This is a genomic window from Streptomyces sp. NBC_01571 (assembly GCF_026339875.1).
Taxonomy (GTDB): domain Bacteria; phylum Actinomycetota; class Actinomycetes; order Streptomycetales; family Streptomycetaceae; genus Streptomyces.
On record NZ_JAPEPZ010000002.1, the window covers coordinates 102,527 to 115,449 of the forward strand.

A 12,923-nucleotide genomic window follows, 5' to 3' on the forward strand; every position below is an offset into this window, starting at 1 on the left:
GGTTGCCTACCACGCCCCCATCCTGCATGGCCCGCGCACGGACCTAAGCCCTCTTACAAGAAGCGGTCATAAACGATCGAGATTGACCACTATCCGATCGGACAGTTCCTGTAACGGACAGGGTATGGCGCCTCCGCCAACCTCATGGACCCGATCGCGCCACTGCCGGCGCCCCCACCGGCATAACCCTCCCCACTGGCGTTCTCCCGCGCCACGGTCACCCCGCGCACCCCCTGTCGCCTCAGGCGGCACCCGTCCGGCCAGACCGACATCGCACCGACATCGCCGCCCGGCGGATCCCGGACGGTCACGCTGCGGCCGCGCCATCACACCCCGGAGGAACACCTGTTGACGGGACATCAAATCCGTCTGGTACACCTCTGATCCGTACGCGTGCCGGATCCCCAGCGTCGACCCGTCAGGGGGCGGGGTCCGACGAATCGGACCCTGCCGGCGGTTGCCTCGACGCCGGGGTGCCCGTGGTGAGGGCGTCACGGCTGGACCAGGTCAGGGCCGCCGTCGCGGTCAGGGCGAGGAGGGGGACGGCGAAGCCGGCTCGTGTGCTGCCCGGACCGTCGACGAGTCCGCCGACCGCGGCGGCGGAGACGGCGATACCCGCCGCGCTCGCGGAGTTCGTCCAGGTGAAGGCCTGGGTCAGGACGGACCGGTCCATGACCGACTCGACGAGCGTCGAGGAGACGATGACGCACGGAGCGACGCCCGCACCGGGGAGCAGCAGGGCGAGGCCGAGCTGCCAGGGGGTGTCGGCCAGGAGCGGCAGCAACGACGCGCAGGCCAGAAAGGCCAGGATCAGGGGCAGTTGGGCCGCGGGCGGGCTGTGCGGGTGGTGCCGCCCGTAGGCCGGACCGGCCAGCAGGCTCGCCGCGCTCATCAGTCCGTACAGGAACCCGGCCGCCGCGGCGGCGTGGTGGACGCCGGCGAAGGCGCTGACCGAGACCTGCATCGAGCCGAAGAAGACGCCCAGGGCCAGATCGACCGTCAGCAGGGTGGCGAAGCTCCGGGTCAGCAGGGTCCCCGGTCCACGGGCGGCCGTACGATCCCGGGCGGCCGTACGATCCCGGGCGGCCGTACGATCCGGGGCGGCCGTCGCGGCGGGCGCCGGGGCGGTACGACGCAGTGCCGCGAAGACCAGTCCGGCGCCGACGACGAGCGCCCCCGCCAGCACCGTACCCGCGGCCGGGTGCCACCGGGTCGCCGTCAGCACCGCGAGGCCGGGGCCGAGCAGGAAGGCGACGTCGTTGCTGATCGTTTCGAGTGCGAAGGCCGGGGTGAGTTCGTCCCGGCCGTGCAGCAGGGCCGACCAGCGCGCCGCGGAGAGCGCGCCGAACTGCGGGACGGTCGCCCCGGCGGCGAGGCCGGCCGCCATCAGCGGCCCCGCGGGCGCCCCCGACAGGGCCAGCGCGACCAGGGCGGCGATCGCTCCGGCGTGGGCGCACACGAGGGGGACGAGGACCCGCGGCTGCCCGAGACGGTCCATGAGACGGGCCGTCTGCGGGCCCACCAGGGTCTCCGCGACGGCGAACGAGCCGGTGACCAGGCCGGCCACCCCGAAGGACCCGGTCTCCCCATGGATCAGCCAGACGATGCCGAGACCGGCCATGGCCACCCCGACGCGAGCGGGAACCGCGGCCAGGAAGAAGGCCGCCGCGCCGGGGGTCCGCAGGACAGAACGGTAGGAGACGGTTCCTTTCCGGGCCGGGACGGTGGTGCGCGATCCCCGTGCGGAACGGGCGGGATCCGGTGCGGTACGACGAAGCCGGCGCCGCGGCGTCACGGTGAACCTTCCGCTGCGCGGTGGGGCGGTCCGGGAGACGGCGCCCGCCACGGGCACCGTCCCCCGCCGCCAGGAGTCGTCCAAGGTGACGCGGACAGGACGGACTCGAGGTCCGCGTCGGCGTCGGCTCCAGCGCCGGCAGAGACGTTGAGTACTGAGATCGAGGAATCGGGATCGAAGAACGGCCCGATCGGGAAACGACACTATCCGTGACGGCGGGCGGTGAGAAGACCGCCGAGGAGAAGCCGGCCGAGCCGCCGGGTGCAACGGTCGCCGGCTCGACAGCCTCCCGCGGGGCGGTCGTGCGATCGGGAGCACCCGGGTCGCCGCCCACCTTGGCCATCCGTGTCGGCCCGGGTCACGACCCGTCGCTCGTCCCGCCTAGAAGACCACCGCCAGCTCCTCCAGTGTCCTGCTGACCTCGGCCGTGAACTCCGCACCCGAGCTGTCCGCTTCGGTTGCCCACCACACATGGCCGTCGGGCCGGACGAGGGCCGCGGTGACGTGGGACCAGGCGGGGCCGCCGGTCTCGGCGAGTCGGCTGGCATGGACGGAGATGCCGGCCTTCGTCGCCCGCTCGGCCACGCCCGCGTTCACCGGTTCCTCCCCCATCGTCAGCAGTACGGCGCGACCGTCGTGCAGGAGCGGGAGGACTCCCTCGCCCTCGGGATCGTAGGCGCGGACGCCGGTCAGAGGGTGTGTTCCGGGGTCGGCGGGCGGGTAGGCGATGTCGAGCCCGGAGAGCTTGCCGGCCAGAAAGTCGGAGAAGGCACGCGTGCCGGCGGCGGCCTCGCTCAGCAGGGCGCGTAGCGCCGTGGTCTCGGGGGTCAGGCCGACGATGAGAGCCGTCTGCGCGAGGGTGTGCTCGGCGAGTTCCCGGCCGACCGGACGGCGTTCGGCGTGATAGGTGTCCAGGAGCTTCTCATCGGCGCGGCCCTGAACCACTGCGGCCAGCTTCCAGCCGAGGTTCATGGCGTCCTGAAGGCCGACGTTCAGGCCGACGCCGCCGGCCGGCCAGTGGATGTGCGCGGCGTCACCGGCAAGGAGCACCCGGCCCGCGCGGTAGGTGGCCGCCAACCGGGTCGCGTTGCCGAAACGGGACAGCCAGGACGGGTCACGCATGCCGAAGTCGGTGCCCGCGATGCGTACCGAGGCGTCTCGCAGCTCGTCCAGTGTCATCGGTTCGCGCGTCTGGTTTAGCGGGTCGTACCCCGTGACGCGGAACCTTCCACCGGGCAGCGGCACGACGAGGAGGCGTCCGGCTTCGTTGAGGGCGGTGAATCCGGGGGTCAGGGGCGGTCGGTCGAGGACCACCTCGCCGAGGAAGCCGTACGCGGACGTCTCGGAGCCCGGGAAGTCGATGCCGGCCTCCTGGCGCACCACGCTGCGGGCGCCGTCCGCGCCGACGACGTAGTCGGCCTCGACCGTGTACGCGCCTTCCGGGCCTTGGACCCGTACGGTCACCGACTTGCCCTCCTGGGTCAGCGACGTGACTTCGTGTCCGCGACGGACTTCGACGCCCGATTCGGTGGCGTAGCCCTCCAGAAGCCGCTCGGTGGCCGACTGCGGCTGGGCCAGCAGATACGGGAAGGGGGTCGGCAGGTCGCGGAAGTCGACGCGCGACTCGAGCATGCCGAAGTGCCAGTTCGGCAGGGGGCGGCCGCCGGCGATCACGTCCTTGTGCCGGTTGCGCAGGGCCAGCACTTCGATGGTGCGCGGCTGGATGCCCAGGGCCTTGGAGTGAGGGCTTCGCCGACGGGCGCGTTCGAGGACGAGGGGGGTCACGCCGGCCACGGCGAGTTCGTGGGCGAGCCAGAGACCGACCGGGCCGGCTCCCACGATCACGACCTGCTGGTCGGAGGACCCGCGCGAGGCGGCCTGAGGCGTGGCGGACATGTCGGTTCGTCTCCTGAGCGGCGTGAGGATCTCTATTGACCGCGTGGTCATTAGAGATGCTAGCCCTCTCCGCGCACATGACCAAGCGGTCACTGGAGGTCTCGTCCGCGACGGTAGATTTCACTCCATGTCCACCGCACAGACTCCGCCCGCCCGCCCCCGCCGCGTCCGCGATCCGGAGCTGCACCGCCGCGCCATCCTCGAGGCCGCGGCGCGGGCTTTCGCCGAGCGCGGCTACAACCGGGCCACGCTGCGGGACATCGCCCAGCGGGCCGGGGTCACGCACGGACTGGTCCTGCGTCACTTCGGCAGCAAGGAGGATTTGTTCCTCGCCGCGGTTCCCGGTACCCGCTCCATCGAGGACCTGGCCGAGGACTCCGGCGAACCCCTGGCCGCCCGCATCGCCCAGGAGTTCGTCCGTCGCCTGGAGAACCCCGAAGGCACCGACACCTTCGTCGCCCTGATGCGGAGCGCGGCGGACGACGAACACGCCGCCGCCCAGCTGTACATCGCCATGCAGCAACGCACCGACGAGACCTATCGCCGGCTGCTCGGCGAGCACGCGCTGGAGCACCGGGTGCCGTTCCTGGCCGCACTGCTCGTCGGCGTCACCTTCAGCCGGTACGTCATCCGGGCCGGCGCACTGGCGGAGATGAGCACGGAGCGCTTCACGGAGGACCTGACCGCCTCCATCGACGCACTGCTGCACGAGAGGCCGCGGACCGGACGCTCCACCCCCCTGGACGACCACCGGCGAGAGACCGGCGACGGCCGGACCGACGGCTGACGTTCAGGAGACGAGGGTCGCGGACCGGTCTCGCCTTCTGCCGGTGGCGATCAGCGCGCCGGAGAGCTGTCCTGATCGGCCTGCTCTTGTCAGTGAGGTGAACGACCATGTGCCCGGCAGGGCGACCGTTCGTATGGTGCGGGCCGGGATCACCACCCGGTACGAAATCGGGCGTCGCCTACGCCCGGGACCGGCGACGGCGTGGTGTGTCGACCGGCGTGGCGGACTCGATGGGATCCGACGCCCGTGACTGGACTACGAGGATGTCGTCGGCGGACAGTTCCCGGCCGTCGTCCGCGGTGAGGGCGACCGGCAGGGGTTGCCGGCCGGTGCGGGCGTCGACCACACGGTTGACGAGCTCGTCGTCGTCGAAGAGGTGCTTTTGGCCCCACTGGCGCAGTGCGGCCAGGACGGTGTGGAAGTCCCGGCCCTTCTCGGTCAGGACGTACTCGTGCGAGTTGCCGAGTGCCGACTCCTGGATCTCGAAGATCCCGACGGCCACGAGCTTCTGCAGGCGCGCGCTCAGGACGTTGGTGGCGAGACCGATGTGGTTGCTGAAGTCCGTGAAGCGCGTGACGCCGTGCATCGCGTCGCGCAGGATCTGCAGAGTCCAGGTGTCGCCGACCTCGTACAGGGACCGGTCGATGGGGCAGGCGGACCGGCCCAGTTCCTGACGCTTCACCGCGACTCCCCTCTCCGTGTTACTTGCGATTGTAGAGCAGGTGGGTCTCCTGGCCGATCGAGGCCGTTCTCCTGTCCGGCGGCGTCACGGGTGTGTCCCACCGCTCCTCCCCCGGCCCGGCGGGACGCACCCGGTTGTTCACCCGGCCCGGAGGTGGGTGCGGAAGAACCGCACGGCGGCGCTGGTGCTCGCCTCGAAGCCGTCGAGGTAGGGATCGAAGTGGCCGCCGGGCACGAGAACCAGTTCCTTGGGTTCCAGAGCTCTCTCGTACGCGCTCAGGGCCAGGTCGGTGGGGGCGACGGTGTCGTGGGTGCCGACCAGCATCATCAGGGGTGTCGGCGAGATCTGGTCGATCCAGTGGCCGGGGTCGTAGGAACGGGCGCGCCGGTTGGACTGGACCGTGACGCGGTTCTCCCACACGCCCTCCGGCGCGTTGTGCCGCAGGTAGAAGTCGATGGCGTCGGCGGAGCGGTAGGAGGCCTGCACGGTCGGGTCGTCGCTGACGAACGCCTGACTCGCGGGTTCCCTGCCCCGGGCCTGGTCCAGTTCGTCGGCGGCGATGGCCTGCTCGAGCTGACGGGTCAGGTGCGGCGGAACACGGCGCCGGCTGCTCTGGGAGCCGCTGATGGTCGGCACCTGGGAGTACACGGCCGCGATCCGGCGGTCCGTCGCCCCGAGAACGAGGGCGTGTCCGCCCGAATAGCTGGAGCCCCAGATGCCGATGCGGTCCGCATCGATCGGGTCGAGGGTCTGCAGGTATGAGATGACCCGCCGCCAGTCCTCGATCTGCCGGTAGGGGTCGATGTCCTGGCGAGGCTCTCCGGTGCTGTCGCCGAAGCCCCGGTGATCATGCAGCGACACCGCGAACCCCGCCTCCGCGATACGGCGCGCGATCGCTTCGATGCCCTGGTGGTACTTGGTGCCGCCGAAGCCGTGGCTCATCGTGACCGCCGGGTGGGGCCCGGGGCCCTCCGGCAGGAACAGCCATGCGCTGAGCACCGTCCCGTCGGGCAGGTGAATCAGGTCGTCTGTGCGCTGGACCATGAGTTCTCTCCTGGGGTGGTCGGTGTGGTGCGGCCTCGCGGCGCACTCGCCTCTCCCGGCACGGCACCGCGGACGCGGCGGCCCTTCGACGGCGACGGCATGCCCGACCACGTCGGCGCGGGCTTCGGGGCGGAGGCGCCGCTCCGGCCGGGGAGGCAGGGCGCGGAGCCCCGGGCTCCCGCCCGGTTGCTTGCAAAACGCAAGTCGCAATGCCAGGATGACTCATACAGCTTGCAGAAAGCAAGTGAGATTCAGGAAGGGGGCGCATCAAGTGCCAGCAACGTACTCGTACGAGACAATTCGAACGGAACTGCGCAACGGGGTCTTGTGGGCCACGATCGACAACCCTCCGGTCAACCTCATCGACGAGCGGCTGGTCACCGATCTCGTGGCCCTGCTCGACAGCACCGATACCGACGGGGACGTGCGCGTCGTGGTGTTCCGCAGTGCGGACCCCGACTTCTTCATCTCCCACGTCGACCTCAAGCGGATCCCCCAGTACACGGCGGCTGCCGCCACGTCCGGCGGTCCGGACGACGTGAGCCTCGGCGCGCTGTTCCGGCGGCTCAGCGAGGCGCGTCCCGTCACGATCGCGCTCCTCGGAGGCCGGGCCCGCGGTGCCGGCGCCGAATTCCTGTACGCGTGCGACATGCGGTTCGCGTCCCTCGAACGCGCGGTCATCGGCCAGATCGAGGTGGGCACCGGGGTCTTCACCGGTGCCGGCGCCGTCCAGCATCTCGTACGGCTCGCCGGCCGGGGCCAGGCCATGCAGATGATCCTGAGCTCGGAGGACGTCGACGCGCGCGAGGCCGAACGCATCGGCGTGGTCAACAAGGCACTTCCGGACGGGGAGTTGTCCTCATACGTCGAGCGGCTCGCCGAGCGGATCGCCAAATTCCCGGAAGCGGCGGTGCGACTCGCCAAGCGCCGCATCAACGCGGCCGGTCTCCCGCCCAAGGAGGACGTCCACGTCGACGGCAGTATGTTCCAGGTCCTGGCGGGCGACGGCGCCGTCGCCGCCCGGGTGGGCGCCCTGATGCAGCGCGGACTCCAGGAGCGCTCCCACACCGAGCTCGAACTCGGCACGGTCATCGGTGAGCTCTGAGGGCACTGAACCGCGGGCCGGCCGAACGACCCCTCGCCCCTCGCCCAGCGCCGTGCGTGGTGGGGACCGCCGTCCCCGTCCCGGTTCGCACACGCTGCCGCCCGGCACACACGAGGTGCACCGGGCGGTAGCGGGCCTGTCCCCCTGTCAGGCCGGGAGGTGGAACTGCTGGTTGGTGCCGCCCGCGCAGGTCCAGATCTGCAGCCGGGCTCCGTTGGCCGTCGATTTGTCGGTGACGTCGAGGCACTTGCCGGAGACGGGGTTCACCAGGGTGTCGCCGCTGCCTTGCTGCCAGACCTGGGCGCCGGTGCCGTTGCAGTCGTAGAGCTGGACCTTGGTGCCGTTGGCGGTGCCTGCCGCCGTGAGGTCCATGCACTTGCCGAGGCTGCGGACGGTGTTGTCGGAACCCACGGTCCACTGCTGGGCGGTGGTGCCGTTGCAGTCGTACATCTGGACGGCGGTGCCGTTGGCGCTGCTCGCCGAGGCGACGTCCACGCACTTGCCGCCGAGGCCCGTGATCTGGCCGGTCGAGCCGGTGGGCGGCGGGGTGGTTCCGCCGGTCAAGGTGTTGAAGGTGCTGGAGAACTGCCAGGCGCTCTGCGGGGTGCCGCTGCAGGTGTCGGAGAGCTGGCCGTTGGTGGCGCAGGCCTTGTCGCGGCCGAGCGCCCAGAAGGCGAGTTCCTGGATGCCCTTGGACTTCGCGAAGTTGGCGAGCGTGGTGGCGTTGCCGGTGGTGAAGATCTCGCTGACGTCGTCGTTCACCCCGATCATCGGGGTGTTGCCCTCCATCGCCCACAGCTGCGCGTCGGTCTTCTCCGGCCAGATGGCGCCGAGCTGGGTGCGCAGGGCGCCGGCGGCGTCGGTGGCCGCCTTGCCCATGTCCCGGGTGCCGTCGTAGTAGTCCATCGTCATGATGTTGACGAGGTTGACGTTGAGACCGTTGCTCTTGGCGTTGGACAGCAGCTTCGTCCCGTTGCCGTCCAGGCCGTTCGGCATGGCCGGCAGGGTGTACTGGACGTCCAGTTTGCGCCCCGCGGCGGCGTACTCCTGCTGGAGCTGGGCGAGCGCCTTGTTACGACGGTCGTTGGCGGCGGTGTCGGCGATCGCGCCGCCTTCGATGTCGAAGTCGACGCGGGTGAGGTTGAGGGTGTCGATGACCTTCTTGTACTGGGCCTTCAGCGAGGTCACACTCGTACAGGCCTGCGCCTCCTCGATGCCGGAGGCACCGCCGAAGGAGGCGATGACGTCGCCGCCCGCGCCCCGCAGGGAGTTGATCGCGGAGGTCCAGCCGGCGTCGGTGACGGGCGTGTCTCCGTTGAACATGGCGTTGCAGCCGCCGCCGTCGATGACGAAAGCGAGTGTGAAGTACTTCAGGCCTGTCGCATTGCGCGCGTTGGTCATCGCCGAGGGCGAGTTCCAGGTCTCGACGTACGGCGCGGCGTAGTGGGCGGGGAAGCCGGGGCCGGGGTTGGCCGCGGCACTCGCGGAGCCGCCGGCGGCGACGACCGCGGTGGCGGCCATCGCCAGGACGGCGGGAGCGGTGGCGAGGGCTCTGACGGCGGATCTGATCACAAGACGGCTCCTGTCATGAGCGCGAGGGGGCGCGATGATGCGGGGGGTGCCGTGGGTGGAGCAACGGGGACGGAACAGCGGTTCATGTGGCTGACATCGATTCCGCCACATGAACATCCGATGAGCGATGACGGTATGGACTAGACCAGCTTCGCGTCAATACCCTTGAATCCGGGAAGAGTTCGGACGGGCGCGGCCACCTCCGCCCGGGTGGCACGCGACGAAGGGCGGCGGCAGGAGCACGCCCGCACCGTGCAGCGGCCGGCACGTCGCGAGCCCGGCCGGTGACCACGGTGGGTCCGGAGTTGTCGACGCGGCAGAAGCCCCGGGTGCCGTGGCGGGTGACCTACGCTCTGCATGTGCACGCGTCGTGGCCGCCGGCCGAGCCCATCGCCAGTGCCGGTGCGAACGCCGGTGCCGGTGCCCGTGCCGGTGCCAACGCCGGTGCCGGTGCCGGTGCCGGTGCCGGTGCCGGTGCCGGTGCCGGTCAGCGGTATTTCTTCAGCTGCGGGTCGCGCGGACAGGTCCCACCGTGGCATCCCGGTGTCCCCGCGGATGCGAATCCCGTTGATCGCTGCGCGGAGCTCGATGCAACGCCCGCCCCGCTGAGCACACTTGAGTGGGCGCGCCTTCACGCGCGCCCACTCGACACCCGCCGGATCGCCCCGCCCCGTCTCGTCATCACCGACCGGACCAGCGGACAGTCACCGGCCACCCGGACACCTGCTGGGGCGTGCTGCGAAAGTCCCGCCTGCCTCGCGGGCGGACGACGGGACTTTCGCAACGCGCTTCAGGCGAGGAAGCGCCCGCAGAGCCAGTTGCCGGGTTCTGCCGGGTCGTCGCTGGTCCAGAACTGGCGCCAGAGAAACGCGAACTCCTCGCGGCCCAGGTGGCCGTCGCCGTTCGGGTCGAGCAGTTCGAAGACACCGGTCATGTCCACGGGCTGCCCGTTCCAGGTCTCCACGAGCCTGCGGTGTTCCTCCGGGGAGATACGGCCGTCGCCATTCGCGTCCACCGCGTCGAAGACGGTGTCAGCGGTCGCCGTGACGGCCTCGGCCATGGTGGGCAACCGGTCGACGAGGGTGAGCAGTTCGCCCATGTCGACCGTGCCGTCACCGTTGGCGTCCCCGGCCTCCAGAAGAGCGTCCCACCAGCCCATCAGCAACATCTCGACCCGCGCGCGCAGTTGGGTCCCGGGCCCGACGCCCGGGAGCAGGCTCCAGCGGCCGACGAGCGCGGCGAAGTCGTCCTCGCGCAGGTAGCCGTCACCGTCCGCGTCGAACGCGGCGAACATCCCCTTGAGTTTGCGCTCCTGAAACGCGCTGGCCATGAGCGGCCTCCCTCGACGCCGAACCGAACCACGAACCGCGGACCGCGACTGCCCGACGCATGCCGTTCCTGCTTGCAGTCGCCACGGACAGCGTAGGTCGGGGCGCGCCCCCGGCCCCACGGGCACATGTGGGCGAACGGTCACCCACTTGACGGGGTCACCGACCGACCCGCAAGCCCCTCCTCACGTGTTCCGGTCCGGTGAGGGGTGAGGGTTCCTCTCCTCGTTTCTCGCCTCCCGCTCCGCCGCCTCGGCGATGTGCTTGATGTTGGCCAGTCGTCGGTCCCAGTCGTCCGCGAGCGTGGCCATCCACCGGGCCGTGGCGCTCAGGGCCGCGGGCCGCACCGCGTAGCGGACCTCGCGTCCGACCCGGCCGCCGGTGACCAGCCCGGCCGCGTCCAGGACGGAGAGATGCTTGACCACCGCCTGCCGTGAGACGGGCAGTCCTTCGGCGAGTGTCGTCGCGGTGGCCTCGCCCTGTGCGGCGAGCAGTTCGAGCAGTTGGCGTCGCGTCGGGTCGGCGAGTGCGACCAGGACACCGTCGACGGCCCCGGCGGTGCCAGGACGTTCTTCCGTCACGTGGAGGGCTGTTCGGCACGCGTCTTGAGCGCGCCGAGTTCCAGGGGCCAGCCTTCGCTGTGGTCCTTCACATTCTGACTGCGCAGTTCCTCGGAGCCGGCCAGTGCCGCGAATCCGCTCTCCACGACGCGCAGCCGCGTCCGGTCGCCTTCCCGGGTCAGCGTGAACTCCACGAGGGTGCTGTTGTCCTCGCGCAGTTCTTCTCCCGGGAACGCGCTGGTCCAGCGGTACGCCAGATACGTCGGCGGCTCGACCTTCTCCACACGCACCGGGAAGTCGCCGTGCTCGGCGTTCTTCGCGATCAACGACTCTCCTTCCCTGGCCACCGTGCCGGGAAGGCTCGCCTTGTCGGCCACCCAGAACCCTGGTTGGGCCACCAGCTCCCAGACCCGCTCCAGGGATGCGGCGATCAGGGTTTCGCGTTCGATGCGGTCCTCGCTCATGAGGATTCTCCGTCCATGTCGATTTGGGTGCAACCCAAAGGTTGCACACCGAGGCCCGAGGAGCAACCCGAAGGTTGCACCAGAAGAATGTGCCCGGAAGGAGTACCGGCGCCCCGGATGCCCAGGACGCGGGACTTCCGCCCCCCGCCTGGCTTCACAGGTACCAGGTAGGTACCATGCTGAGCATGCCATCACTGAATGTGACGTTCACCGACGAGGAAATGGAAGGTGTGCGCGCGGCCGCCTCGGCGGAGGGCAAGAGCCTGAAGCAGTACATGCACGATCTCGGCGTCCGTGAGATGCACCGCAAGCGGTTCGTCGCCGGCGCCACCTCGTGGGCGGACAAGCTGCACGCCGAGTTCGACGAGGCGTTCCCCGACGAGGTCCCACCCTCGCAGCGTGGCGATGGGGTCGCCGCCGCCTGATGAGCGAAATCCTGTACATCGATGTCTCCTGGCTCCTGGACGTCCAGGAAGCCGCCCTGGGAACTGACGACGTGTCGGTCACCGACTACTCGGCCCTGGTCGCGGCCGTCGCGCGGCACAAGACGCGCATGCCGACCCTTCAGACGTCCAATCCCGACACGGCGTGGCGCGCGGCAGCGCTTCTGCACACCGTCGTGCGGCTCGAGCCGCTGCCGCATCGCAACAGCCTCTTCGCGGCGTTCGTCGCCGCCCAGTACATGGACCAGTCCGGCGAAGGGATCGATCCTCCCTACGGCAGCCTGTCCGACCTGATCAGAAAGGTCCGGGAGACCCGCCTGCCGATCTACGCCGTCGCGGACGTCCTGCGTTCCTGGAGGATCTGAGACTCTCCCGGACCCGTGGGCTCACGTGGGCTCAGTAGAAGTCGCCTCGGTGGTGTGGGGGGTTGACGGCGTCACGACGCTGCTGCAGCAGCCCGGCCGTCCTGTTCGCCGCTGTCTCCCGCAGGTGTGCCTGACTCTGAAGGGTCATCATCGAGCCCAGTGCGTGACGCACCGTCATCGGGTTGTCCACGCAGGCCTGGTAGAGCACGGCGGCGCGCTGGACGTCCTGGTAGAGGGTGCGGTACACCTCGGCGGCGCGGTACTGGCCGTAGGGGTGATTGCGTGCGGCGGCCGCCAGGAAGTACTCGAGAGCGTGCTCCGCGGGGGTGCGGGTCACGGGCAGCAGCCGCTCCAGGTACAGGTCGCCCAGGGCCAGCATCGCTTCGGGCTCGCCCAGTTCGGCCGAGGAGCGGTACCAGCCGGCCGCCTCGTCGAGCGACTGGGGGATACCCGCCTGGGGGCAGCCCTGGTGGTAGAGCGAAGCGAGGTAGTAGGCCGCTCGCGGTGACCCGGTGCTCTGCCGCAGCCGTGGCACGGCGCTCGCGTACTGCCCCCGCACGTAGTCGATGTGTCCCAGGAGCTCGACGGCGTCGCCGTGACCGTTGGCCGCCGCGGTTTCCAGGAAGGCGGTGGCCGCGCCCCGGTGTTCGGCGCTGTCCCAGCAGTGCAGACCGATCCGGTAGTACTCCTCGGCGCTGGTCGGCTCGTGTCCGTCCACGGTGAAGTTGGTCCCCTGCCACTGCACCACGTCGCTGCCTCTCTCGTCCTGACCTGCCTCGGCGGGCGGCTCCCGTCATTGTCCCGCAGTCCCGCGGGGTCGCCAGGTCGGTGACGGCGGCAATCGGTCCCGGACGGACGATTCCCGGCCATGCATACGGATCA

Annotated in this window: 13 protein-coding genes; 4 read left to right on the forward strand and 9 right to left on the reverse strand. The window is 70.4% G+C overall.

Annotation, left to right across the window (positions count from 1 at the left end; translation table 11 throughout):
* Window positions 1-418: 418 nt before the first annotated feature.
* Both OHB41_RS43595 and OHB41_RS43600 read right to left on the reverse strand, forming a co-directional pair.
* Window positions 419-1,684, reverse strand: a complete 1,266-nt coding sequence (locus OHB41_RS43595) for an MFS transporter (protein WP_526025102.1) — start codon at window positions 1,682-1,684, stop codon at window positions 419-421.
* Between the two features lie 492 nt (window positions 1,685-2,176).
* Entirely contained in the window at window positions 2,177-3,691 is a 1,515-nt protein-coding gene (locus OHB41_RS43600; RefSeq protein WP_266706862.1) for an FAD-dependent monooxygenase, read from the reverse strand.
* A 127-nt stretch (window positions 3,692-3,818) separates the two neighbouring features.
* Between OHB41_RS43600 and OHB41_RS43605 the strand changes: the two genes are divergently transcribed.
* Window positions 3,819-4,478 carry a TetR/AcrR family transcriptional regulator gene (locus tag OHB41_RS43605; RefSeq protein WP_266706864.1) on the forward strand — a complete coding sequence of 220 codons (660 nt, stop codon included), beginning with the start codon at window positions 3,819-3,821 and terminating at the stop codon, window positions 4,476-4,478.
* A 178-nt stretch (window positions 4,479-4,656) separates the two neighbouring features.
* Here the strand turns inward: OHB41_RS43605 and OHB41_RS43610 are convergent, their stop codons facing one another.
* Window positions 4,657-5,160: a winged helix-turn-helix transcriptional regulator gene (locus OHB41_RS43610; RefSeq protein WP_266706866.1), complete on the reverse strand. Its 504-nt coding sequence runs from the start codon at window positions 5,158-5,160 to the stop codon at window positions 4,657-4,659.
* A gap of 138 nt (window positions 5,161-5,298) precedes the next feature.
* Window positions 5,299-6,204: an alpha/beta hydrolase gene (locus OHB41_RS43615; protein WP_266706868.1), complete on the reverse strand. Its 906-nt coding sequence runs from the start codon at window positions 6,202-6,204 to the stop codon at window positions 5,299-5,301.
* Between the two features lie 271 nt (window positions 6,205-6,475).
* Here OHB41_RS43615 and OHB41_RS43620 point away from each other — a divergent pair, with 271 nt between their 5' ends.
* Entirely contained in the window at window positions 6,476-7,309 is an 834-nt protein-coding gene (locus OHB41_RS43620; RefSeq protein WP_266706870.1) for an enoyl-CoA hydratase/isomerase family protein, read from the forward strand.
* A gap of 147 nt (window positions 7,310-7,456) precedes the next feature.
* Here OHB41_RS43620 and OHB41_RS43625 read toward each other — a convergent pair whose 3' ends face one another.
* The 4 genes from OHB41_RS43625 to OHB41_RS43640 form a co-directional block, all read right to left on the reverse strand.
* On the reverse strand, window positions 7,457-8,881 hold the full coding sequence (locus OHB41_RS43625) for an RICIN domain-containing protein (protein ID WP_266706872.1): 1,425 nt from the start codon (window positions 8,879-8,881) through the stop codon (window positions 7,457-7,459).
* Between the two features lie 790 nt (window positions 8,882-9,671).
* Window positions 9,672-10,211, reverse strand: coding sequence for an EF-hand domain-containing protein (locus OHB41_RS43630; RefSeq protein ID WP_266706874.1), 540 nt, complete (start codon window positions 10,209-10,211; stop codon window positions 9,672-9,674).
* A gap of 183 nt (window positions 10,212-10,394) precedes the next feature.
* Window positions 10,395-10,790 carry an ArsR/SmtB family transcription factor gene (locus OHB41_RS43635; protein WP_266706876.1) on the reverse strand — a complete coding sequence of 132 codons (396 nt, stop codon included), beginning with the start codon at window positions 10,788-10,790 and terminating at the stop codon, window positions 10,395-10,397.
* On the reverse strand, window positions 10,787-11,233 hold the full coding sequence (locus OHB41_RS43640) for an SRPBCC domain-containing protein (RefSeq protein ID WP_266706878.1): 447 nt from the start codon (window positions 11,231-11,233) through the stop codon (window positions 10,787-10,789). The genes OHB41_RS43635 and OHB41_RS43640 overlap by 4 nt, the downstream gene beginning before the upstream one ends.
* A 185-nt stretch (window positions 11,234-11,418) precedes the next feature.
* On the opposite strand from OHB41_RS43640, the gene OHB41_RS43645 reads away from it, so the two are divergent.
* Together OHB41_RS43645 and OHB41_RS43650 are read left to right on the forward strand one after the other, a co-directional pair.
* Complete coding sequence (locus OHB41_RS43645) at window positions 11,419-11,658, forward strand: hypothetical protein (protein WP_168533035.1); 240 nt, start codon at window positions 11,419-11,421, stop codon at window positions 11,656-11,658.
* Window positions 11,658-12,041, forward strand: coding sequence for a toxin Doc (locus OHB41_RS43650; protein ID WP_153286752.1), 384 nt, complete (start codon window positions 11,658-11,660; stop codon window positions 12,039-12,041). The genes OHB41_RS43645 and OHB41_RS43650 overlap by 1 nt, the downstream gene beginning before the upstream one ends.
* 31 nt (window positions 12,042-12,072) lie before the next feature.
* On the opposite strand, the gene OHB41_RS43655 is transcribed toward OHB41_RS43650, so the two are convergent.
* A complete protein-coding gene (locus OHB41_RS43655; RefSeq protein ID WP_266706885.1) occupies window positions 12,073-12,789 on the reverse strand; it encodes a tetratricopeptide repeat protein in 717 nt (238 codons plus the stop codon).
* Between the last annotated feature and the right edge of the window lie 134 nt (window positions 12,790-12,923).